This is a genomic window from Conexibacter sp. JCM 18997 (assembly GCF_055391915.1).
In genome coordinates, this window is the sequence record NZ_AP043885.1 from 848,864 (window position 1) to 869,749 (window position 20,886).

Annotated in this window: 21 protein-coding genes; 10 read left to right on the forward strand and 11 right to left on the reverse strand. The window is 75.1% G+C overall.

Translation table 11 applies throughout. The features are described 5' to 3' along the window. Positions 1–107 precede the first annotated feature (107 nt). Both ACZ5UI_RS04370 and ACZ5UI_RS04375 read left to right on the forward strand, forming a co-directional pair. Complete coding sequence (locus tag ACZ5UI_RS04370; RefSeq protein WP_464194604.1) at positions 108–1,274, forward strand: acetyl-CoA C-acyltransferase; 1,167 nt, start codon at positions 108–110, stop codon at positions 1,272–1,274. Between the two features lie 11 nt (positions 1,275–1,285). Then, the gene (locus tag ACZ5UI_RS04375) at positions 1,286–2,404 is read left to right on the forward strand and encodes an acyl-CoA dehydrogenase family protein (RefSeq protein ID WP_464194606.1); all 1,119 of its coding nucleotides are present in this window, start codon (positions 1,286–1,288) and stop codon (positions 2,402–2,404) included. Here the strand turns inward: ACZ5UI_RS04375 and ACZ5UI_RS04380 are convergent. Continuing rightward, entirely contained in the window at positions 2,366–3,061 is a 696-nt protein-coding gene (locus ACZ5UI_RS04380) for a CTP synthase (protein WP_464194608.1), read from the reverse strand. The two genes, ACZ5UI_RS04375 and ACZ5UI_RS04380, sit on opposite strands and share 39 nt — an antisense overlap. 71 nt (positions 3,062–3,132) lie before the next feature. On the opposite strand from ACZ5UI_RS04380, the gene ACZ5UI_RS04385 reads away from it, so the two are divergent. Genes ACZ5UI_RS04385 through ACZ5UI_RS04395 form a run of 3 tightly spaced genes read left to right on the forward strand, consistent with a single transcriptional unit; the run spans position 3,133 to position 4,668 of the window. After that, the gene (locus tag ACZ5UI_RS04385; RefSeq protein ID WP_464194610.1) at positions 3,133–3,804 is read left to right on the forward strand and encodes a hypothetical protein; all 672 of its coding nucleotides are present in this window, start codon (positions 3,133–3,135) and stop codon (positions 3,802–3,804) included. Next, positions 3,785–4,417: an RES family NAD+ phosphorylase gene (locus ACZ5UI_RS04390; protein WP_464194612.1), complete on the forward strand. Its 633-nt coding sequence runs from the start codon at positions 3,785–3,787 to the stop codon at positions 4,415–4,417. The genes ACZ5UI_RS04385 and ACZ5UI_RS04390 overlap by 20 nt, the downstream gene beginning before the upstream one ends. A gap of 11 nt (positions 4,418–4,428) precedes the next feature. After that, positions 4,429–4,668 carry a hypothetical protein gene (locus ACZ5UI_RS04395; RefSeq protein WP_464194614.1) on the forward strand — a complete coding sequence of 80 codons (240 nt, stop codon included), beginning with the start codon at positions 4,429–4,431 and terminating at the stop codon, positions 4,666–4,668. Here ACZ5UI_RS04395 and ACZ5UI_RS04400 read toward each other — a convergent pair. Then, positions 4,665–5,336: a hypothetical protein gene (locus tag ACZ5UI_RS04400; protein WP_464194616.1), complete on the reverse strand. Its 672-nt coding sequence runs from the start codon at positions 5,334–5,336 to the stop codon at positions 4,665–4,667. The two genes, ACZ5UI_RS04395 and ACZ5UI_RS04400, sit on opposite strands and share 4 nt — an antisense overlap. A gap of 44 nt (positions 5,337–5,380) precedes the next feature. On the opposite strand from ACZ5UI_RS04400, the gene ACZ5UI_RS04405 reads away from it, so the two are divergent. The 3 genes from ACZ5UI_RS04405 to ACZ5UI_RS04415 all read left to right on the forward strand — a co-directional run bounded on the left by ACZ5UI_RS04405 (position 5,381) and on the right by ACZ5UI_RS04415 (position 11,183). Next, positions 5,381–6,256, forward strand: coding sequence for a hypothetical protein (locus tag ACZ5UI_RS04405; RefSeq protein ID WP_464194618.1), 876 nt, complete (start codon positions 5,381–5,383; stop codon positions 6,254–6,256). 101 nt (positions 6,257–6,357) lie between these two features. Then, the gene (locus ACZ5UI_RS04410) at positions 6,358–9,432 is read left to right on the forward strand and encodes a choice-of-anchor D domain-containing protein (RefSeq protein WP_464194620.1); all 3,075 of its coding nucleotides are present in this window, start codon (positions 6,358–6,360) and stop codon (positions 9,430–9,432) included. Next, positions 9,429–11,183, forward strand: coding sequence for a hypothetical protein (locus ACZ5UI_RS04415; RefSeq protein WP_464194622.1), 1,755 nt, complete (start codon positions 9,429–9,431; stop codon positions 11,181–11,183). The genes ACZ5UI_RS04410 and ACZ5UI_RS04415 overlap by 4 nt, the downstream gene beginning before the upstream one ends. On the opposite strand, the gene ACZ5UI_RS04420 is transcribed toward ACZ5UI_RS04415, so the two are convergent. After that, positions 11,180–12,961: an ABC-F family ATP-binding cassette domain-containing protein gene (locus tag ACZ5UI_RS04420; protein WP_464194624.1), complete on the reverse strand. Its 1,782-nt coding sequence runs from the start codon at positions 12,959–12,961 to the stop codon at positions 11,180–11,182. The two genes, ACZ5UI_RS04415 and ACZ5UI_RS04420, sit on opposite strands and share 4 nt — an antisense overlap. A 61-nt stretch (positions 12,962–13,022) precedes the next feature. Between ACZ5UI_RS04420 and ACZ5UI_RS04425 the strand changes: the two genes are divergently transcribed. Beyond that, on the forward strand, positions 13,023–13,568 hold the full coding sequence (locus ACZ5UI_RS04425; RefSeq protein ID WP_464194626.1) for a hypothetical protein: 546 nt from the start codon (positions 13,023–13,025) through the stop codon (positions 13,566–13,568). A gap of 4 nt (positions 13,569–13,572) precedes the next feature. Here the strand turns inward: ACZ5UI_RS04425 and ACZ5UI_RS04430 are convergent, their stop codons facing one another. After that, entirely contained in the window at positions 13,573–14,208 is a 636-nt protein-coding gene (locus ACZ5UI_RS04430) for an adenylate/guanylate cyclase domain-containing protein (protein WP_464194628.1), read from the reverse strand. 66 nt (positions 14,209–14,274) lie between these two features. On the opposite strand from ACZ5UI_RS04430, the gene ACZ5UI_RS04435 reads away from it, so the two are divergent. Next, positions 14,275–14,613: a TfoX/Sxy family protein gene (locus tag ACZ5UI_RS04435; RefSeq protein WP_464194630.1), complete on the forward strand. Its 339-nt coding sequence runs from the start codon at positions 14,275–14,277 to the stop codon at positions 14,611–14,613. 41 nt (positions 14,614–14,654) lie between these two features. Here ACZ5UI_RS04435 and ACZ5UI_RS04440 read toward each other — a convergent pair whose 3' ends face one another. From ACZ5UI_RS04440 to ACZ5UI_RS04470, 7 genes are all read right to left on the reverse strand, one after another. Next, positions 14,655–14,804 (reverse strand): hypothetical protein, encoded by a 150-nt coding sequence (locus ACZ5UI_RS04440; RefSeq protein WP_464194632.1) that lies wholly within the window; start codon positions 14,802–14,804, stop codon positions 14,655–14,657. Between the two features lie 82 nt (positions 14,805–14,886). Then, positions 14,887–15,720, reverse strand: coding sequence for a sulfotransferase domain-containing protein (locus ACZ5UI_RS04445; RefSeq protein ID WP_464194634.1), 834 nt, complete (start codon positions 15,718–15,720; stop codon positions 14,887–14,889). Continuing rightward, positions 15,717–16,472: a hypothetical protein gene (locus tag ACZ5UI_RS04450; RefSeq protein ID WP_464194636.1), complete on the reverse strand. Its 756-nt coding sequence runs from the start codon at positions 16,470–16,472 to the stop codon at positions 15,717–15,719. Before ACZ5UI_RS04450 ends, ACZ5UI_RS04445 begins: the two co-directional genes overlap by 4 nt. Before the next feature lie 6 nt (positions 16,473–16,478). Then, positions 16,479–17,843 carry a lasso peptide biosynthesis B2 protein gene (locus ACZ5UI_RS04455; protein ID WP_464194638.1) on the reverse strand — a complete coding sequence of 455 codons (1,365 nt, stop codon included), beginning with the start codon at positions 17,841–17,843 and terminating at the stop codon, positions 16,479–16,481. Next, a complete protein-coding gene (locus ACZ5UI_RS04460; protein WP_464194640.1) occupies positions 17,840–19,657 on the reverse strand; it encodes an asparagine synthetase B family protein in 1,818 nt (605 codons plus the stop codon). The genes ACZ5UI_RS04455 and ACZ5UI_RS04460 overlap by 4 nt, the downstream gene beginning before the upstream one ends. 8 nt (positions 19,658–19,665) lie before the next feature. Next, positions 19,666–19,950 (reverse strand): PqqD family peptide modification chaperone, encoded by a 285-nt coding sequence (locus ACZ5UI_RS04465; protein WP_464194642.1) that lies wholly within the window; start codon positions 19,948–19,950, stop codon positions 19,666–19,668. Beyond that, positions 19,947–20,837 (reverse strand): phosphoenolpyruvate carboxykinase (ATP), encoded by an 891-nt coding sequence (locus ACZ5UI_RS04470; RefSeq protein WP_464194644.1) that lies wholly within the window; start codon positions 20,835–20,837, stop codon positions 19,947–19,949. Before ACZ5UI_RS04470 ends, ACZ5UI_RS04465 begins: the two co-directional genes overlap by 4 nt. Positions 20,838–20,886 lie beyond the last annotated feature (49 nt).

Consider the following 20,886-nt stretch of genomic DNA (forward strand, 5'->3'; position numbering starts at 1 on the left):
CGAAGGGGGTAGAATGAACGGCGTAGGCCCCGTGGTGTGCGACCGCCGGGGGATAAACCTGCCCGTGGTGTGCGACCGCCGGGCTACCTCATCGAAAGGAAGTTCCCATGCCTGAAGCCGTCATCGTCGACGCGGTCAGGACGCCCGTCGGCCGTGCCTTCAAGGGTTCGCTGGCCTCGCTGCGTCCGGACGAGACGCTGGCCTTCATCGTGGACCAGCTGCTGGAGCGCAACCCCGACGTCGATCCGTCGACGGTCGAGGAGCTCGTGGCGGGCTGTGGCCTGCCGCAGGGTCTGCAGGCCAACAACATCGCCCGCCTGGCCGTGCTGCTGAGCGACAAGCTCGGGCAGACGACCAACGGGTCGACGATCAACCGCTACTGCGCGTCGGGCCTGGATGCGATCCGCATCGCGGCCAACAGCGTCCGCGCGGGGCAGGGCGACATCTTCGTCGCCGGTGGCGTGGAGTTCGTCTCCCGCTACAACGGGGCACAGGAGGCCGCGCACCCCGAGGATCAGAACGAGAAGCTCCAGGGCAAGGAGCCGGGTCAGCCCGACGCCTTCATCGCCATGGGCCTGACCGCGGAGAACGTCGCCGAGAAGTACGGCGTCACGCGCGCGCAGCAGGACGAGTACGCGCAGCGCTCGCAGGAGCGGGCCGTGGCCGCGCAGGAGAGCGGCTTCTTCGACCGCGAGATCGTGCCGGTCACGCTGGCCGACGGCACCGTGGTCAGCAAGGACGACGGCCCGCGCGCCTCGTCCACGCTGGAGAAGCTGGGCTCGCTGGAGCCCGCGTTCCGCCCCGGCGGGACCGTCACGGCCGGCAACTCGTGCCCGCTCAACGACGGCGCCGCCGCGGCGCTGATCATGAGCGACACGAAGGCGGCCGAGCTGGGCCTCAAGCCGCGCGCGCGGATCATCACCGCCGCCACGTGGGGCAACGAGCCCGAGCTGATGGGCGTCGCGCCGATCGGCGCGATCAAGAAGGCGCTGGACCGGGCCGGGATGGCGATCGGTGACATCGACATCTACGAGCTCAACGAGGCGTTCGCCGCCCAGGTGATCCCGATCGCCGAGGAGGTGGGCTTCGACTACGACAAGCTCAACCCCCACGGCGGCGCGATCGCGCTGGGCCACCCGTTCGGGATGACCGGCGTGCGCATCATGACCACGCTGCTCAACGACCTCGAGACGACCGACGGGACGTACGGCCTGGAGACCATGTGCGTGGCTCAGGGCCAGGGCGAGGCGATGATCGTGGAGCGCCTCTCATAGACGCAGGGCAGTTGCTGGCCGCGACCGAGGAGCTCGTCTCCTCGGTCGTCCTGCCCAGCGTCGCCGACTGGGATCGCGACGACGTCCTGCCCGACGAGGTGTTCGCGCGCCTGGTCGAGCTGGGCATCCCCGGCGCGCTGGTGCCCGCCCGGTACGGCGGCGCGGGCCTGGGCGTGGCCGACCTGGCGCCCGTGTGGCGGGCGCTCTCGCACGGCTGGATCTCGCTGACCGGCGCGGTCAACCCCACCGGGCTGGCCACGACGCTCCTGGTCCGCCACGGCAGCGAGGCCCAGCGCGAGCTGTGGCTGCCGCGGATCGCCTCGGGCGAGGTGATCGCCTCGTTCTCGATCACCGAGCCGCAGGCGGGCAGCGACCTCAAGCGCCTGGAGTGCGGCGCCCGGCCGGACGGCGACGGCGGCCTGATCCTCAACGGACGCAAGCGCTGGGTGGCCGGCGGGCTGTCGGCCGACGTGATCTTCCTGCTGGCCATGGTCGAGGGCACCGACCGTCCGTCGTGCGTGATCCTGCCCACCTCCGGGCGGGGGACCGAGTCGTGGCGCATGGCCGAGCTGGACAAGGTCGGCTACCGCGGCGTCGAGTCCGCCGTCTTCACGTTCGCGGACCTGCACGCGCCCCGCGCCGAGGTGCTGGGCGGCGACGCGGGCCTGGGGCTGGGCGTCCGGCAGATGCTCGACGCGCTGGACGTGGGCCGCGTGAACGTCGCCTGCCGGGGGCTGGGCATCGCCGATCGGGCGCTGGTCAACGCGGTGGCGGAGTCGGCCGACCGCGAGATCGGCGACGGCGTGCTCGGCGACCACACGCACGCGCAGATGCGCCTGGGCGAGCTTCGCGCCCGCCTGATCGTGGTCGAGAGCGCGGTGACCCGGGCCGCCGCGGCGATCGACGCCGGCACCGAAGACGCGGGCGAGGTGGCGATCGCCGCCAAGATCGTGGCCAGCGACACGGCGGTGTGGGCGGTCGACCGGGCCGCGCGCCTGGCCGCGTCGCGCTCCTACACCGCCGACGCCGAGCTCGCGCGCCTGCGCCGCGACGCACCGCAGACGCAGATCGGCGAGGGCGCCAACGACGCGCTACTGATCGCGCTGGGCCGGCGCGAGCTGGCTGACTAGCGCCTGCACGAGCGGCGCCACCTGGCCTCGCTCGGCCGCGATCTGCGGTTGGAACAGCGTGGCCACGAAGAACGGGTGGCCGGGCAGCTCGATCGCCTCGACGCCCGCGTCGGGCGCGCGGGCGCTGACCACGACGCCGACCGACTCCAGCGCCGCGACCGAGGCCTCCGGGACCCCGAAGCGACACCAGTGGAAGCCGTCGAACGGCGCCGGGCCCATCAGCGCGGCCAGGCGCGTGCCGGCCACCGGCGTGACCGTGCGCGTCTGGCCGATCAGCGAGCAGCCCAGCTGGGCCACGAACGGATCGGGCGCCTGGGGATCGAGCTCCTCGACCGCTGCGTCGAGGCCGAGCTCGGTGCGGGCGATCTCCACGCAGGCCATCTGGAACCCGCCGCAGGTGGCCAGCGTCGGCTGTCCGCCGATCCGCGCGCGCCGCAGCGCGGCCAGCACGGCGTCGGGATCGCGGTGCGGTGTCCCGGGCGCGAACCACACCGCGTCGAAGGCGTCGAGCTGGGCGGCCAGGTCCGGGGCGTCGCTGGCCAGCCAGCGGCCGTCGACCCCGGGCGACAGCAGCTGCAGCGTGGCGTCGAGCGCGCGATGCGTGCGATGGGAGGCGTCGCGGTCGCCGATGACCGCGATCGTCGCTGGAGGCGCCATGCCTGGGGAGACGAACCGCACCGCGCGGACCGGACGGAGCCGTCCGCGACTCCGGTAAACTTCGTGGCCAGATGGAAGTTCTGCGGACCACGACCGATCAGCTGACCGACCGGGCCGGCGCCGTCGAGGCGCTGCTGGCCGAGCCGCCGCCCGGCGGCGCGCGGGCGCGGCTGGACTGGTTCACGCGCCTGGAGGACGCGATGCTCGCCCTCGTGCGCGCGCTGCCCGAGGGTGGGGAGGACTACGACGCCGGGCGCATGTTCGAGCTGGCGGTCGGCCTGCGCCGGGCGATCGAGCAGGCGCCCGACGAGGGCGACCCGGGCGGCGCGATCGAGCTGGCGGCGCTGGCCGTGGGCGACGTCGTGCGTCGCGTCGGGCGCCGCTTGGAGCACGACGCGCTGGACCAGCCGCGCGCGGCCGCGGAGTTCGTCTTCGCGACGCTGTCCAGCGCGGGTGCCGGCGAGCTCGGGCGCCTGCTGGGCGTCTCGACCAAGACCGTGGGCGCCTGGCGGGCGGGGCGCCCGGTGACCCGCAACGCCGACCGCGTCGTGCTCGTCGCGCAGGTGCTGACCCATCTGCGCGCGTCGATGACGCCCCGCGGGGTGCTGCTGTGGTTCGATGCGCCGCGCGCGCAGCTGGACGGCCGCACGCCCCTGGAGGTGCTCGATCGCCAGGGGCCGGCGGCGGCGCGCGAGCCGCTGACCGCGCTGGCGCGAGGGCTGCGTGGCCAGCTGGCGGACTGAGCCCGAGCGGGTCGCCGGCGCCTGGTCGGCCTACCGCCAGGTGTCGCCCCGCTGGCCGCCGCTCTACCACGCCGCCGGCGAGCCGATCCCCTCGCAGAGCTCCGGGCGCTGGCACGCCAGCGGGCAGGGCTACGCGCAGTACCTCGCGCTCGAGCCGCTGGGCGCCTGGGCCGAGCTCGTGCGCTACGAGGGCATCCGCGACGCCGAACGCGCGCACCAGTACCACCGGCGGCTGTGGCTCGTCTTCGTCCGCGAGCGCGACATCGCCGACCTGTCGACCTTCGCCCGATTGGCCGCCTGCGGGCTGGATCCGGCGCTGGCCATCGGCCCGCACACCGCCGCCCGCCGCCTGGCCGACGAGCTGCGCGATGCCGGCTATCGCGGCCTGCTCGCCCCCTCGGCGGCGCTCCCGGGCGCGACGAACCTGACCCTGTTCGGGCCGCGGTTCGAGAAGGTCCTGCTGGGCGGCCTGGAGACCTGGGACAACCCGGCGCCTGACGCGTTCGTGCCCTGCAGCCTCGTCGCCGAGGCCGGCCCGCCGGTGGAGCTGCTGACGGCCACGCGCTTCCCCGGCATGGACCACGAGGGGTACCTGCGCTGGCGCGCGTCGTAAGATTCCCCACCATGAAGGTCGACGTAGTGGGACTGTGGGTGCTGATCGGCGTCTGCTGCGCCGGCGCGCTGGCCTACGTCGTCCCGCGCGAGCTGCGCCGCGAGTTCTACGCGGGCCACGCACGCTGGCGCGATGCCCCCGCCCGGTTCGCCGGCGCCTGCGCCGGCGCGCTGCTGAACGCCGTGGGGGTGGGGCTGGGCTTCGCGCTGATCGCCACGATGCTCGGCGCGCTCCTGGCCCGGGTCGTCTAGTCCCGGGGCGCCGCGCCCAGGCGCTCCAGTAGCGCGTCCCAGGCGGCGGGGTCGCCCGCGGGGACCGCGGGCACGCCGGGGGGCACACCGACGGCGGCGGCGTCCAGCCGGGTGATCGTCAGCCCGGTCGTGGCCGGGACGCCGGCCAGCAGGTCGCCGGCCTGGTTGAGCGCCTCGCCGGGCAGCCCGCCGCGGACCGGCGCACCGACGACCAGCGCGAGCACGCCGCGAGAGGCCAGCAGCGCGCCCGCGAGCACCGCCGCCGCCTCGCCCGCGGTGGCATCGATCAACACCGCCGCGGCGGGCGCGCCGACCGGCAGCAGCAGCGTCGCGGCCGGAGCGGGCGCGCGCCAGCGGCGCACGTTGACGCCGTCGGCCAGCAGCCGGCGGTCCAGCGTGCGGCTGACCGCGCCGCCGTCGGCCGTCTCGGCGCGCACCTCGACGCGCACGGGGCGCAGCGATCCCAGCGCGGCGACCGGTCCCGTGCCGCTCTTGGCTGGCGCCCACGTGGCCGCCAGCTGGTCGGCTCGATCGGCCTGCGCGCGCCAGGAGCGCCCGTCGTCGTCGATCAGCCGCGCGCGCCAACGCGCCACGTCTCCGCCGCCGCGCGCCCGCAGCGCCAGCGCCTCGTCGATCAGGGCCGTCTGCTCGCCGCGAATCTCCAGCACGAATCCAGCATGACGCTCCGGCGGTCTCGGTACCGTCTTGGGTGATGACACGGATGGTCAGCTGCTTCCTGGCGGTCGTGACGATCGCCCTCGTCGGGGCGGAGGTCGCCTCCGCGGCGGAGACATGTCCCAAGCGTGGCTGCAAGGAGGACATGACGATCTGGGGTCACGCGGTGCGTCAGCCGATCTACCGCGACGAGAACAGCGAGCTGAAGTTCACGATCAAGAACAACGGCCCCAACAGCGCCACCGGCGTGTGGATCCAGGCGGTCGTTCCCGCCGGGCTGCGCATCCTGGGCACGAAGCTGTACGGCGGCCAGTCGTGCTACGTCAAAGGCACGTTCGTGAAGTGCCAGATGGGCGACTACGTCAACCAGCAGGAAGGCACGCTGCTGATCGACGTGCGCGGCGACACGCTGGGCACCTGGATCACCGAGGCCGACGTCTACTCGACCGACGGCAAGGACACCAGCGGCGGCAACGGTCAGGTGCGGGCCACGCTGATGGTCAAGGAGCGCGAGGGCGGCACGAGCAACTCGGCCGCGCAGACGTCGTGGCCCGACGGCTCGTACGGCACGCCGCCGCCCGGCCTGTCGCTGGCCGCGCGGATGCGGGCGCGCTACGAGAAGCTCCAGCACGTCGTGCGCGACGGCGGGGTGCGGATCACCATGCGCGTGCCGCACGCCGGCTCGATGCTCGTCGGCGGCAAGGTCCGCGTCGGCAACGGGTTCGTCAAGCTCGCCACGGTCTCGCGCCGGCACGTGACGACCAAGCGGGCGTGGCCGATCTGGCTGGGCACGACCTCGGAGGAGCGCGCCCGGCTGAAGGCCGCGCTGCAACGCCACGAGTCGCTGCCCGCGCGGGTCTGGGTCCGCTACAAGGACGAGACGATCCGCTACGACCTGCGGGTCACCCGCTAGCACCTTCGACGTGTGTTAGGGTGCCCTAAGAGTTAGGTCACCCTAACTCTGCCGGGCCGGACCCGGCGCCTTCTCCCACGCGCACAAGGACGTTCCCTTCCATGTACTCGCCTCCGGCTCGCCGGGGAGCGGCGCTCGCCGCTGCCCTGGCGCTGGTCCTCGTCTCGCTGCTCGCAGCCAGCTCTGCCCACGCGGCCGCGACCGCGACGCTGACCACCACGTCGACCCTGGACTTCGCCAACCGCCAGGTCGACGGCGTCGCCTCGGCCACGAAGACCTTCACCTTCCGCAGCACCGGCACCGACGCGGTGACGACGACCGGCACGAGCCTGGTCGGCACCGATCCGGGCCAGTTCACGATCGTCACCGACAACTGCGTGGCCAAGACGCTGATCACCAACGCGACCTGCACGGTCACCGTGGCCTACAAGCCGACGGCGCTCGGCCCGCACGCGGCGGCGCTGCAGGTCACCTCCAACGCCCCGACGGCCACGAGCCCGACGTTCACCGGCACCGGCCGCAACCTGTCGGCCTCGGGACCGGGCTTCGGCGGCCAGCCTGTCGGCTCGTCGACCACCAAGACGATCACCGTGACGAACAACGCGCCGACGTCCTACACGCTGGGCGCGGTCACCGTCTCCGGCACCGGCTACACGAAGGGCGCGGACACCTGCAGCGCCGCGGCGCTGACCACCGGCGCCAGCTGCACCGTCGACGTGACCTTCGCGCCGACGTCGCCCGGCGTGAAGACCGGTTCGCTGGTGATCGCCTCCTACGGGCCCAACTTCCCGCTGGACGGCATCGGGACGCAGGCCGCGACGTCGCTCTCGCAGCCCGCCGTCGTCTTCGCCGATCAGGGCGCCGCCACCTCCGCGCCGCGCTCGGTCACCCTGACCAACACGGGCTCGGGCCCGTTGGCGGTCAGCGGCGCGACGCTCGACGGCCTGGACGCCGACGACTTCGCCATCACCAGCGACGGCTGCGCCAGCGGCGCGCTGAACGTCGGGCAGTCCTGCACGGTCGCGGTCGCCTTCGCGCCGACCGACGGCGGGTGGAAGACCGGCCTGCTGCGCATCGCCTCCTCGGCGGGCGGCCCGGTGACCACCGCACGGCTGAGCGGCCGCTCGACCGAGGACGGCGCCGACACCGATCCGTTCGCCTCCTTCCTGTTCGCCGACCAGCCGCTGGCCCGCCTGCAGGGCGACGGTGGCGACTCGACCGGCGGTGCGCTGGCCGACGGCGCCTGCGACGTCAACGGCGACGGCTACGACGACGTGATCGAGGGCGCTCCGCTGTGGAGCACCAACGTCCCCGCGCTCTCCTGGGAGGGCGGCGCGTACGTGACGCTCGGCGGTCCCGGGTTCGGCGGCGCCGACCTGGCCACCAAGCCGCGCGGCCGCGTCGTGTTCCTGCAGGGCGTCGGCGAGAAGGCCCAGACCGGCACCGGCGTCGGGTGCGCCGGCGACGTCAACGGCGACGGCATCGACGACCTCGTCGTCGGCGCCTGGGCCTACGAGTACCCGGGCCGCACGCCCGCCGGCGCCTCGATCACCTCGGTCGCCCGCGGTCGCGCCTACGTGGTCTTCGGGGCGCGGGACTTCGCCACGCGCGACGTCCCTGACCTGGGCAACCTCGGTTCGGCGGGGTACATGATCACCTCGCCTGAGCCGGCCACGCCGGACGCCGCGGGCTACGCGGCCAACGCGGACGCCTGGGACCACCTCGGATACGCGATCCTCGGCGTCGGAGACGTCAACGGGGACGGGCTCAGCGACCTGGCGATCATGGCCAACACCGCGCCGCGCGTGTACCTCGTGGCCGGTCAGGCCTCGACCACGACGCAGAACCTGGCCGATCCCGGCGCCGTCCTGGCCGAGTTCCGCGCCCCGTCCACGATGAGCCCGCTGGTGCGGGTCGGCGACGTCGACGGCGACGGCACGCCGGACCTGGCCATGAGCTCGTACACCTACGCCTACACGCCTCCGGGCGGCGCCGCGCGCAGTGCGGCGGGCACGGCCTGGGTGGTCAGCGGCGCCAAGCGCGGCGTCGTGGACCTGACCGACCCGAGCCAGTCGATCCTGGCGGTCGCGGGCGCGTTCGCCAGCCATCGCGTGGGCATCGGCCTGGGCGCGGCGGGCGACGTCAACGGCGACGGCCTGGACGACCTGATCGCCGGCGCCGACAGCACGTCGGCGGCCAACTCGGACGCCGCCTACGTCGTCTACGGCACCAGCACGCCGTCGGGCGTGGTCATCGACACGGCGGCGCTGGGCACCCGCGGGTACCGGATCCTCGGCGCGCCCGGCTCGTCGACCGGCTACGGGATCACCGCCGCCGGCGACGTCAACCACGACGGGGCCGACGACCTGGCGGTCGGCGCGTACGCCGCCGGCTCGGGCTCGGTGTCCCTGCTGTACGGCGTCGTGGATCCGACGACGCTGCCGGCCAACGACGCCGCGTCGGGCCTGGTGCCCGCCAACCCGGCGGACACGACGCACTACCTGTCGCTGGCCACGCTGACCCCGGCGCAGGGGTCGAAGCTGGAGGGGCAGACGACGAGCGAGCGGTTCGGCCGCACGATCGCCACGCTGGGCGACGTCGACGGCAACGGTGCCGCCGACCTGGCCATCGGGTCCGATCAGGCATACCGCCGCGATCGCACCGATTCCGGCGAGGTGTCGGTGGTCCTGATGCCCGGCCCGCCGACGCCCAAGCCGGCGCCGGCGGTGACGCCGGTCGGCGGCGGGGGCGGAGGGTCCTCGGAGCCCGAGGCCACCCCGCAGACGCCGGCGCCGTCCGCGGAGCCCAGCGGCGCCGGCCCGGGCACGACCGGCCCGAGCACGGGGCCGTCGACGTCGACCAGGACGGCGGTGCCGACGCTGGCCACGCGCCGGTCGAAGGTCGATCAGCGCCGCCGGATGCCGCTCGTGGTGCGCTGCGTGGACAGCGACGGCACCTGCGCCGGCTCGCTGGTGGTGACGATCGCCGGCCGGAAGCTGTCGACGGTCCGCTGGTCGGTGCGCTCGGGCGCGACGACGACGGTGCGGGTGACCCTGCCCCGGTCGGTCGTGGCCAAGCTGAAGCGCAGCGGGCGGCTGAACGCCTCGGTGCGCCTGACCGCCGGCAGCCAGACGCGCACGGTGCGCGTCGCCGTGCGCCCGGCCGGTGAGCGGTGACGGCGCGCACGCTCGGGCTCGGCCTCGCGGCCGCGCTGACGATGCTTCCGGGGGCGGCGCACGCCGCCCCCGGGACGACGTGCCGGCCGGCCACCCAGGTGGTGGCGGCCGGGACGTCGGCGGTGACGGTCGCGCTGGACTGCCGCGTCGCGTCGGGGGGTCGGGCCCGCTGGGTGGCCCACGGCCGCACCGGCGGGGGCCAGCGGGCGATCACCGGCTTCCCGGCACACGGGACCGTCGACCGCCTGAACGCCGCGACCGGTCGCGCCCGCTATCGCCCCGACCGCGGCGCCGTGGGGACCGACCGCATCGCCTACCGCGTGACGCTGCCCGGCGGGCGCAAGCTGACCGGCACGCTGACGCTGCGCCTGAGCGCGGCCTCGACGCCGACCCGGCCCGAGGCCTCGGCGCCCAGCGCATCCGAGCCGCCCGCGGTGCAGGCCGCGCCGGCGGCTCCCGAACCGCCGACCCCCGCGGCCGGCGGCGGGGGCGTCGCGACACCGCCGCCGGACACCTCCGGGATCCCGCCGCTGCTGCCGCTCGTGCCCGCCTCGGTGGCGGCCAGCACCCGCGCCTGGGCGCCGACCGCGCTGGACACCTGCCCGGCCACGCTGCACGACCGCTTCTCGGTCGTCGGGCCGGACGGCAAGCGCTACCCGACCTGGCACCCGCCCACCGTGGTCAACCCGGCGACGGGCGCGGAGTGCACCTTCGGGCACGAGCACGGCCTCGATCCGCACACCTCCGACATCTTCGGGTGGGTGGCCGCGCACATGGCGGCGGGCGGGTACGAGGGCTACGCCGGCGTTCCGTTCGGGCTGGCCACCGAGGCGCTGGAGACGTGGTCCACCGACCACGGCACGCCCAAGCGCGGCGAGGACAACCCGGGCTACAAGGTCGACGTCGAGAACGACGTCCGCCTGCTGGCCGCCGACGGGACCGACCTGGGGGTGACCTGCGACTACCTGGTGATGGTCCACCAGGGCTCGCACTCGGCTGACGCGACGATGAACAACGTGCACGAGCTGCTGTACGCGTCGCGCTGCTCGGACGGCACGGAGATCATCTCCGACGTGGTCAGCCGCTTCGGCACACCCGGTCAGTACACGCGGGCCTGCGATCCGGCGACCACGGTGACCACGACGAACAACGGCTACCCGACGGGCACCGGCTCGCGCTCGATCCCCGACCGCACGTGCGTCCAGACGAGCTTCCTCGTGCCGGCCGGCCGGACCACCTCGGCCTGGGCGCTGTATGAGAAGTGGCAGTCGGCCAACGCGCTGCACGAGAGCGCCGACGGGAGCGGACAGCCGTTGGCCACCTACAACACGGGCTTCGGCGTGTTCAACCCGGCGCGCTACGCCGATCCGTCGGTCAGCGCAGGCCTGCGCCGGTCGCTGGACCTGTGCTGGGAGGTGCTGCCCAACGGCAACCGCGCGCACGGCGTCGAGTGCGACGAGGCCACCGAGCACGGGGCGATCGCCACGCCGTACGCCTACAACGACCTGCGCTCGCCCTACAACGGGACGTATCGCGACGTGTATCTCGACGGGCCGTCCGTGCGCAACGCGGCGGGGGCGACCCGCTGGTACACCGACCCCTACGGCAACAACGCGTCGACGACGCCGTTCCCCGGGGCGGTCTGCCAGCTCGTCGGGCGCGTCGACACGACGTCGCGCCCCGACGTCGCGGTGCAGATCTTCGGGCGCAACCGCGACCCGCAGACACCCGGGGTGCACGCCCCCAACTAACCCTCGAGCGTCTCGGAGGTCTCCATCCAGGCCGCTTCGAGCTCGTCACGCGTGGACCGCAGCGTGGCGAGCTCGTCGTCGAGCGCGCGCAGCCGGCCGTGGTCGGTGGCCGCGGCGGCCATCTGCTCGTGCAGCTCGGCCTCGCGAGCGCCCAGGCGATCGAGCTCGCGCTCCAGCCGCGCGACCTCCTTGCGGGCGGCGCGCGCCACGGCGCCGGCCGGGGCCGCGCGGCCACCGGCGGCCACGCGGGGCGGCTCGGCCACGGCGCGGCGCTCGTCGAGGTACTGATCGATCCCACCGGGGACGTGGCGGATCGAGCCGTCGGGGGCCAGCGCGAAGACGTCGTCGCACACGCGCTCGACGAAGTAGCGGTCGTGGCTGACCACGACGAGCGTGCCCGGCCACTGGTCGAGCAGGTCCTCCAGCGCGGTCAGCGTGTCGATGTCGAGGTCGTTGGTGGGCTCGTCGAGCAGCAGGACGTTGGGCTCGCCCATGAGCAGGCGCATCAGCTGCAGGCGCCGCCGCTCGCCGCCCGACAGGTCGCGCACCAACGTGCGGCCGCGGTCGCCACGGAACCCGAAGCGCTCGGCCAGCTGGCCCGCGGTCAGCTCGCTCCCGTCGCCGGTGCGGATGCGCCCGCGCACCTCCTCCAGCGCCTGCAGCGCGCGCAGCTGGCCGGGGATCTCGGCGGTGTCCTGGGTCAGGAAGGCGAGCTTCACCGTCTGGCCGGTGACCACGCGGCCGCTGCTGGGCGCGAGCGTGCCGGCCAGCACGTTCATCAGCGTCGTCTTGCCCGAGCCGTTGACCCCGACCAGGCCGACGCGCTGGCCCGGGCCCAGCCGCCACGTGGCCTGGCGCAGGAGGGCGCGATCGCCGAAGGAGACCGACACGTCCTCGGCCTCGAGCACGGTGTTGCCCAGGCGCGAGGTGGAGAAGCGCAGCAGCTCGACGGCGTCGCGCACGGGCGGCTCGTCGGCGATCAGCTCGTTGGCCGCCTCGATGCGGAACTTCGGCTTGGCGGTGCGGGCCGGCGGCCCGCGCCGCAGCCAGGCCAGCTCCTTGCGCAGCAGCTGCTGGCGGCGCTCCTCGCGGGCGGACTCCTGGCGGGCGCGCTCGGCCCGGGCCAGCACGTAGGACGCGTAGCCGCCCTCGTACTGCTGCACGCCCTGGTCGACGACCTCCCAGGTGTTCGTGCACACCGCGTCCAGGAACCAGCGATCGTGGGTGACGACGAGCAGCGCGCCGCGGCGGCCGGCCAGGTGGCGGGCCAGCCAGTCGACGCCCTCGACGTCGAGGTGGTTCGTCGGCTCGTCCAGCAGCAGCAGGTCGGGGGAGCCGAGCAGCATCCGGGCCAGGGCGATCCGCCGGCGCTCGCCGCCGCTCAGCGGGGCGATGCGCGTGTCCATCCCGTCGGCGAAGCGGCGCAGCTCGACGCCGCCCAGCAGCCCGTCCAGCACGGAGCGGAACGTGCTGTCGGCCGCCCATTCGTGGTCGGCGCGGTCGCCGACCAGCGCCTGGCGGATCGTGTGCTGCGGATCCAGGTCGTCGCCCTGGCCGATGACGGCGAGATCGACGCCGCCCGTCATCGTCACGGCGCCGGCGTCGGGCTCCTCCAGGCCGGCGATCAGGCGCAGCAGCGTCGACTTGCCGTCGCCGTTGCGTCCGACGATGCCGATGCGCTCACCCTCGGCCACCCCGAGCGAGACGCCCTGCAGCACGGAGCGCGCGCCGTAGCCCTTGGCGACGGCGTTGAGGTTGACGAGATTGCGCGGCGGCACGGGTCACCTTGTAGCGCTCCTCTTGATCTGCGCTGCAGGTTCGCGCGCCATACTCGATGCCATGAGCGACGAGGAAAGCCCCCGCAAGAGCTTCGAGGACGCGCTGCGCGCGATCGGTGAAGAGGTCAATCGCGCTGTCGATCGCCTGTCCGAGCTGGACCTCGACGATGTGGCCCGCTCGATCGGCGTGGACCCCGACCAGGCCCGGGGCTGGGTCGACGAGGCCGGCACGTGGCTGCGCACCCAGGCCGAGCAGTTCGACGCGTCGACCTTCGATCCCTCGAGCTTCAAGGCTCCGTGGGGCCCGTCCGCCGCGAACTCCCAGCCCGCCTCGACGCCGCCGGTCGGCGACGATCCGCTGGGCGACGCCGGCCCGCACCCGCTCGATCAGCCCACGGCGCAGCAGGGCCAGGCGCTGGCCGCGCTGGACTCCGGCCGCTGGACCATCGAGCCGGGCACCAGCGCGCTCATGTCCCGCGGCGAGGGTCCGGCACCGCGCGACGCGCTCGGGCTCGTGCGCGAGCTGCGCGTGCGCGACTGGCTGGACGCCGACGGCTTCCTGACGCTGGCCGGCCGGGCCGCGCTGGCCCGCTGGCTGGACGCCTGAACGCTCAGCGCCACGCCGCGTAGACCTGCAGGTCGCGCGGCGCGCCCTTGGCCCGGAAGCGCCGGCGCCGCCGGATCGTGAACTCGGCGGGGTCCAGGCGCGTCTGGACGGTGTCGGTGACGAGCACCTCGCCGGGCTTGGCGGCGGCGGCCACGCGCGCGGCGACGTTGACGTCGACGCCCAGGTAGTCGCGCCCGACACGGCGCGGGCAGCCGGTGTGCACCCCGGCCCGCAGGCGCGGCCGATGGCCCGCGACCTCGACGTGCTCGACCGCGGCGGTGGCTGCGAGCGTCGCATCGACCGCCGCGGTGGGCTCGTCGAAGACGGCCATCATGCCGTCGCCCAGCCGCTTGACGACGCGCCCGCCGCGGGACTCGACGAGCGCCTCGACCGTGTCGTCCATGGCCCGCACCAGCTGCACGGCCGGATCGTCGCCCGCCTCGAGCGCCCAGGCCGAGAAGTCGACGAGGTCCGTGAAGACGATCGTCACCTGGCGGTCGCCCCGGCCTCGGCCCTGCGCTTCGGATGCGGCCTGCCACACGTCCAGGGCCGACCAGCCCATCTCGCGCAGCGCGCGGGCCGTCGCGTGCAGGCGCGCGTCCAGGCCGTGCAGTCGCTTGAGGGCGGTGATGGCGTCCATCCCCAACGATTACACCGATCGATGGCGAATGGAACACCCGCCGTCCGGGATGCGACCATGCGCGCCATGGCGTATGACGAGGATCTGGCCAACCGCATCCGGGAGTCGCTGGCCGAGGAGGCCGGCGTCACGGAGAAGCGGATGTTCGGCGGGTTGGCCTTCCTGATCGGCGGCCACATCGCGGTCGCGGTCAGCAGCAAGGGCGGGCTGATGGCCCGCTGCGAGCCGGGCGAGACCGAGGCGCTGATGGCCCAGGAGCACGTCGGGCCGTTCGAGATGCGCGGGAAGGACCTTGACGGCTGGCTGCGGGTGGACGCCGAAGGCGTCTCAACGAAGCGGCAGCTCCAGCCATGGGTGCGGCGCGGCGTGGCCTATGCACGCGGCCTGCCGCCCAAACGCGCCTGACGCCGGGGCGTCAGATCGGGAGCGCGTCAGGTGGGGCGGGTCTACGAAGGGCCGACGGTGCCCGTGATGAGCGTCTCGTTGACGGCCGGGGTGGCGCCGCCGTTCGTGACGCCGACCTCGAGGCGGATGAGCTCGGGCGTCGACCACTCGCTCGACGTGTCGTCTCGATGAGACGTGGTGTCGCTGTGCATGCTCGACATAGTAGGTGCACTCCGGACGGTCTGCCAGCGAATGTGGGAAACCTGGCACCGAACATCCGTCCGTTCTGCGCGCTCAGAGGTAATCCAGCCGCCGCATGACGTCGCCGTGGTCCTGTTCGACCTGGGCGGCCAGGCCGGGATCCAGCTCGTCGCGCCAACCGCCCGCGATGCCGCGGCGAAAGAAGGCCCGCTCCGGCGCGGCCTGCTCGCGAAAGCCGCCGGCCGCCTCCTGCGCGCGCAGCTGGTCAAAGCTCGTCGCGGCCACCGCCGCGGTCAGCTGCTCCTCGGTCGGCGCCCGGCCGACGACCGCCGCGATCCGCCGTAGCTGACCCAGCGGATCGGCCCGCAGGTCCTCGTAGCGGACCAGGAGCACCTCGAACAGCCCGTGGTCCAGCCAGCCCGTCACGTGCGTGCTCCAGGTGCCCAGCTCCTGGCGGACCTGGGTGCCGGGCCGGTGCGCGCCGCCGCCCATGTGGGCCGCCGGATCGGCCAGCGTGGCCACCGCCTCGGCGACGCTGACGCCCTGGTGATGGGCAAAGCTCACGGCCACGTCGCGCGGGTCGCGCACGACGCAGATCGCCGCTCGGGTGGCCGCCGGCTCGACGATCGGCCCGCCGTCGAGGCCGCTGAACAGCGCGTCGTGGATCTTGCGCGGCCACGGCGTGGCCACACGCGCGTCGAGGATCGCGTCGACCGCCGGCCGCAGCCGGCGCACCTCGTCGCGGCGCAGCTCGCTGGAGGACAGGCCGGTCTCGTACTCGATCGGCCCGCGCGCGCTGGCGATCGTCGAGCCGCCCATCGACGAGTTGATCGCCACCGAGCCGGTGTCCAGCGCCGCCAGCAGCGCGCGCACCCACGTGTTGCCGGACTTCGGATAGGAGGCCAGCCACACCGTGTTGGCGCTCATCCGCGCACCAGCTCCTCGACCACGCGGGCCAGCCCGGCCAGCTCGGCGGCCCGCGGGTCGCGCAGCAGCACGCGCACGGTGCAGCCGGACGAGATCGCGGCCCCCCAGCGGAAGCGCTCGGCCTGGAGCCCGAGCGCGTCGCCCAGCGGCTCGAGCGCGACCGCGTTCATGACCCGGGTGAAGGCCGAGGCCCCGCCGGCGTCGGGCTCGTCGTCCCCGGGCACGGCCATGCGCCGCAGGATCACCACCGCGGCCAGCGGCGCGTCGGCGCCGGGCGCGAAGCGGTGGCGGCGCTTGCGCAGGCCCGGGCGCACGGGCACGCCCGCCTCGGGGTCGCGCTGCACGAGCGTCGCCATGTCCGGCCACAGGGCCAGCGCATCGGTCACCGCGACGGCCTCGGGCGCGCCGTCGCGCACGCGCACCGGCAGCCAGCCATCGGCGATCACGCCGTGCCCGTGGGCGGCCAGTCCCGCGGCCAGGGCGGAGGCGCCCGAGGCGGCGGTCGCGCAGATCGCCACCGCCCGGCCGTCGATGACGACCGCGGCGGCGCGCAGCGCCAGCTCGCCCCGCTGCAGCGCCGCCACCTCGCGGGCGTGCCCATCGACGAGCCAGGCCACGTCGGCGGGATCGGCGCCGTCGGCCGGCGCGATGGCCGCCACCGCCCCGGCCCGCAGCCGGACCTCGGCGACGCCCCGCAGCGTGACGATCAGCGTGTCGCCCTCGCGCGTGTGGATGGGGCTGAGCCGCTGCACCGGCGCTCAGCGGAAGGTGGCCAGCCGCGTGACGTCGTCGATGCGGCCGCCGATCACCACGGCGCCTCGGGCGGTGACCCACGCGTGGGCCTCGAACGGCGCGGTGCTCCACACGCCCAGGTGCGCGGCGGCCGGGATCTCCCGGCGCGCGAGCATCCGCTGGGTGGCCAGCGCCTGGGGCAGGCACGTGCAGCGCCAGGGCAGCGCGTCGGCCACGGTCCCCACCACGCGCCCCACGCGGCGCGCCTCGTCCGGGGGCCGCGCGGCCGGGCCCGCCTCGGGATCGGACGGTTGCCCGAGCAGCTTCGTCACCCGCGCGCTGGACAGCAGCGCGATGGCCGCCGACGCCCAGGTCAGGTAGCCGGCCGCCTCGAGCACGATCGCGGCGCGGGCCCATGGCGTCCGTCGCGGCGGCCGTCCGCTCGCCGCCCGGTGCGCCTCACGCCAGGCGCGCAGCCCCGGCAGCGCGGTGCGCGCCACCCACAGCGCGCGCCGGGTCCGGGCCAGCGCCGCCGCGCCGCGGCTGTCGGCCGCCTCGGGGTACAGCTTGATCAGCTCGCTGCGCGGGACGAACACGCGCCGCACGGCGTAGCGGCCCTGCTCGCTCGGCGTGCGCTGGCGGCGCAGCTGCTCCCAGCCCAGCGCCGCCGGCGGTGACGAACGTGCGGCCAGCACCACGCGGACGGGGGCCTCGCGCGGCAGCTCCAGCGTGTCGGCCAGCACCGCGCCGGCGGGCACGATGCGCAGGCCCGCAGCGAAGGCCGGCGCCGCGTCCAGCTCGACGGCGAGCGTCGCGACGTCCCACCAACGGGCGCGGTCGAACCGCTCCAGCGCGCGATCCAGGTCGCGCGTGGTGTGCTCCATCAGCTCGCCGTGGTGGGCGGCGTGCAGGACCACCTGGAGCAGGCGCGCGTCGGGCGCGAGCACGGCGATGTCGCGCCCACCGATCGTCAGCGAGGCGCGGTCCGCCCACAGCACGTCCCACACCGTCTCCGGCGCGGCGGCGCAGCCATCCAGCTCGCTGTGCAGATCGACCCGGCGCTCGCCCCGCGACCACTCGTGCACCGCCTCGCTCGCGGGATCGACCGGGCGCGAGTGGCCGGACGGCTCGAAGCCCGTCTGCGCCAGCAGCTGCTGCGCGCGCAGCCGGTCGGCCGGACGCACGAGCAGGTCGGTGTCGCCGTAGCGGCGCACCTCGCCGCGGTCGTACAGCAGGGCGGTGAAGGTCGGCCCCTTGAGCAGCAGCACGTCGATCCCGGCCGCCTCCAGGGCGCCGATCACCTCGACGGTCGTCGCATCGACGGCCAGCACGCGCCAGGCCAGCAGCTGGCGGGCGTTGGGGGCCTGGCGGTGGGGCTCGGCGGCGCTCATCGCGCCGCGCTCCGCTCGCGCGCCGAGCGCTGGGCCAGCGCCCGGCGGCGGCGCAGGTCGTCGATCCGCTGGGCCGGGGGCGGCGCGTCGGCCTGCTGCTCGGTCCAGGCCCGGAACTCGGCGACCATGGCGGGCTCCTGCTTGGGCCAGCCCCAGCGCAGGTCGTCGGGCAGCACGCCGGCCGTCGCCTCGCGAAACAGCCAGCGCTGCCAGCCGTCGTGGGCGTGGACCGCCTCGGGCAGCCCGAGCACGTACTCGACCAGCCGCCGGTCGAGCAGCGGGTAGCGGTGCTCGATGCCGAAGCGGCGCGCGGCCAGGTCCCAGGCCTCCATGCGCAGCGTCAGGTGGCCGTTGCGCAGCAGCGTGACCTGCGTGGCCCGGGCCGAGTGCTCGCGTCCACGGGCCCGGGTCCAGCCCGCCGCCGCCTGACTGGGCGCGCTCGGATGGAGCGTCTCCAGGCCGAGCCCTTGCACGCGCAGCGCGCGCTCGGCCGCCGGCACGCCCTCGCGGCGCCGGCGCAGATGGATGGGCAGGAGGCGGTGCACGCCTCGACCGTAGAGCTGGCGCGCGGTCTCGTGCGCTCCCACGCGCTGACCGGTGCGGCGCGTGAGCGCGGCGGCGGTCCGCCAGGCGGCCAGCACCCGCCCGCGGGCCAGCAGGTGCGCGACGTGACCGCGGCCGTTGAAGCTGGCGGCCTCGTCGCCGCCCCAGCCGGACAGCAGCACGCGCACGCCGCGGTCGGCCGCGGCCCGCAGGACGCTCCAGTGCAGCAGCAGCGACTCGGTGGGCTCGACCCGCAGGCGCCGCAGCCGGTCGGCCTCCGTGGCCGCCGGATCCAGGTCGACGTAGCCCAACGGGGCGCCGATCGACGCGGCCAGCTCGATCACCCGATGGCGCTCGTCGAGCGCGTCGCCGAAGGCCGGGTCGTCCAGCGCGCGCCGGTCGGGGCTGGGCGACCAGCACCAGGCGGCGGCCAGCGCCTCCCCGCGGGCCTGCAGCGCGCGTTGGGCCAGCACCGCGACGGCCGAGGAGTCCAGCCCGCCGCTCAGGTGCGCGGCGGTGGGCGCCCGGTCGCGCACGGCGTCGGCGACCGCGGTCTCCAGCAGCGCGCGTACGTCGCGGGCGGCCTGGGCGGGCGAGACGTCCAGCGCCCGGCGGCGCGCGGTCGGGCGCCAGTAGGCCGACACCGCGTGGCGGCCGTCGGCGTCGGCTCGCAGGCGGCAGCCCGGAGGGAGCTTGCGGATCCCGCTCCACACCGAGCGCTGGAGCAGCAGCCCGGTGTTGGCCACCGCGCGGGCGACCAGCACCTCCTCGTCGACCTCGCGCGGGCCGCCGACGTCCAGCAGCGTCGCCTCGTCGGTGGCCAGCAGCAGCGCGCCCGCGCTGGCCGTGAAGAACAGCGGGCGCACGCCGAAGTGGTCGCGGGCGGCCAGCAGCGTGGCGCTGCGCCCGTCCCAGATCACGAAGGTGAACGCGCCCACGAGCGCGCTGGGCAGCTCGGCGCCCAGGCGCAGGTACCCGCGCAGCAGGATCTCGGCCTCCGAGCGGCCGGCCAGGTCGGCGTCGGTCAGCCCGAGCCGCCGGGCCGTCGCCGCCCGGTCGTCCAGGCGCGCGTCGGCCACGCACACGACGCCGCCGTGGCGCGCGGGCGGCGGCCCGGGGCGGGCGGCGGGCCAGCGCGCGGCCTGCCCGAGGCGGACGGGGACCGGACCGTCGACGCTCACCGCTGCGGCGCCGCTGAGCAGGCGCTCGGCCGCCCGCGGCGACAGGGGGCCCAGCGCGGCCACGACCGGAGCGGCGTCGAGCGCGTCCACGGCGCGCCTCAGCCGTCGACGTCGACGAGCCCGGCGGCCTGGAGCTGGTGCAGAAAGCCGAGGACCTCGGTCTCGCAGCGCTGCGGATCGACGTCGTACTCGTCGGTGAGCGTCGCACGCAGCTGGCCGACCGTGATCGGTTCCTCGGCCAGCTCCCAGATGCGCGACCCGATCCTGCCCAGGCTGAAGTACGCCCCCTCCTGCGGATGGAAGATCACGATCTCCCCGTCCACCGCGGCGGACAGCGGCGTCTCGCTGCGAGCGATCACCGAGTTCTCGGTCACGCGGGTCATGGTCGCACAGGTCCATCGCCGCTCGACAATGATTCGAGCGCTCCACGGACGGCGTCCGTCGTCCAGCGCTCGGCGGGCCGGTGGAGGATCTGCACCGGAACGCGCTGGGCCACCGCGGTCGCCCAGGTGAACAGCTCGGCGCGCCACAGCGGCGAGACCAGCAGCCGGCGGTAGGCGTTCTGGTGGATCTCGGCGGCCGCCGCAGCGGGCCCGAGCGCCGCGAAGGCGACGTCGGTGGTCGGGTCGTCGCCGGCCACCAGCAGCACGATCGCCGCCAGGGGCACCGCCTCGGTGCGCGGGTTGGGCAGCGCGACCTTCGACGGGTCGCCGGCCACCGTCAGGCCGCCGGCCACGGACACGCCGAGGCGTCGCGCGGAGGCGGGATGCACGTGGATCGGGCGGCCGGTGGGGTGGTGGACGACCGTGTCGCCGGCGATGTCCAGCGGCGCCACGTCGTCGGTGACCAGGCGGTGTCCGGCGGCCAGCATGGCCAGCGCGGTCGTCGACTTCCCGGCCCGGCGCGCGCCGGCGATGGCGATCGCCTTCCCATTGACCTCGACGACGTTGGCGTGCAGGGCGAAGCGGCCCTGCTGGGCCAGCACGAACGCGCCGACCGTGCCGAACAGCCACGGGGCGGGACGGTCGCCCGCGCCGGCCTCGACGACGATCTCGCGCCCGTGGTCGGCCCAGATGCGCCCAGCGCCGACGATGTCGAAGGCCGTCTGCGTGTGCGAGGAGACGATCGTGCCCTGCCGCGGGTCGCCCCACGAGCGCTCGTAGAGCGGATCGGCGACGTCGCGGCGCGCGACCCCCGCGCGCACCCGGGCGCCGTGGATCGTCTCGGGGAGCGGCTCGTCCGGTTGCGCTCCCGAGCGATGCTCGGGCATCATCCGGGGCATGCTAACGCCGGTCCTCGCCGCCGAGCCCGCGCGTCAG

What these genes read in the sequence shown, in the direction of transcription:
- ACZ5UI_RS04370 (WP_464194604.1), top strand. Translation starts at nt 108, where the DNA reads ATGCCTGAAGCCGTCATCGTCGACGCGGTCAGGACGCCCGTCGGCCGT.
- ACZ5UI_RS04380 (WP_464194608.1), bottom strand. Translation starts at nt 3,061, where the DNA reads ATGGCGCCTCCAGCGACGATCGCGGTCATCGGCGACCGCGACGCCTCC.
- ACZ5UI_RS04385 (WP_464194610.1), top strand. Translation starts at nt 3,133, where the DNA reads ATGGAAGTTCTGCGGACCACGACCGATCAGCTGACCGACCGGGCCGGC.
- ACZ5UI_RS04395 (WP_464194614.1), top strand. Translation starts at nt 4,429, where the DNA reads ATGAAGGTCGACGTAGTGGGACTGTGGGTGCTGATCGGCGTCTGCTGC.
- ACZ5UI_RS04405 (WP_464194618.1), top strand. Translation starts at nt 5,381, where the DNA reads ATGACACGGATGGTCAGCTGCTTCCTGGCGGTCGTGACGATCGCCCTC.
- ACZ5UI_RS04410 (WP_464194620.1), top strand. Translation starts at nt 6,358, where the DNA reads ATGTACTCGCCTCCGGCTCGCCGGGGAGCGGCGCTCGCCGCTGCCCTG.
- ACZ5UI_RS04425 (WP_464194626.1), top strand. Translation starts at nt 13,023, where the DNA reads ATGAGCGACGAGGAAAGCCCCCGCAAGAGCTTCGAGGACGCGCTGCGC.
- ACZ5UI_RS04430 (WP_464194628.1), bottom strand. Translation starts at nt 14,208, where the DNA reads ATGGACGCCATCACCGCCCTCAAGCGACTGCACGGCCTGGACGCGCGC.
- ACZ5UI_RS04435 (WP_464194630.1), top strand. Translation starts at nt 14,275, where the DNA reads ATGGCGTATGACGAGGATCTGGCCAACCGCATCCGGGAGTCGCTGGCC.
- ACZ5UI_RS04440 (WP_464194632.1), bottom strand. Translation starts at nt 14,804, where the DNA reads ATGCACAGCGACACCACGTCTCATCGAGACGACACGTCGAGCGAGTGG.
- ACZ5UI_RS04445 (WP_464194634.1), bottom strand. Translation starts at nt 15,720, where the DNA reads ATGAGCGCCAACACGGTGTGGCTGGCCTCCTATCCGAAGTCCGGCAAC.
- ACZ5UI_RS04455 (WP_464194638.1), bottom strand. Translation starts at nt 17,843, where the DNA reads ATGAGCGCCGCCGAGCCCCACCGCCAGGCCCCCAACGCCCGCCAGCTG.
- ACZ5UI_RS04465 (WP_464194642.1), bottom strand. Translation starts at nt 19,950, where the DNA reads ATGACCCGCGTGACCGAGAACTCGGTGATCGCTCGCAGCGAGACGCCG.
- ACZ5UI_RS04470 (WP_464194644.1), bottom strand. Translation starts at nt 20,837, where the DNA reads ATGCCCGAGCATCGCTCGGGAGCGCAACCGGACGAGCCGCTCCCCGAG.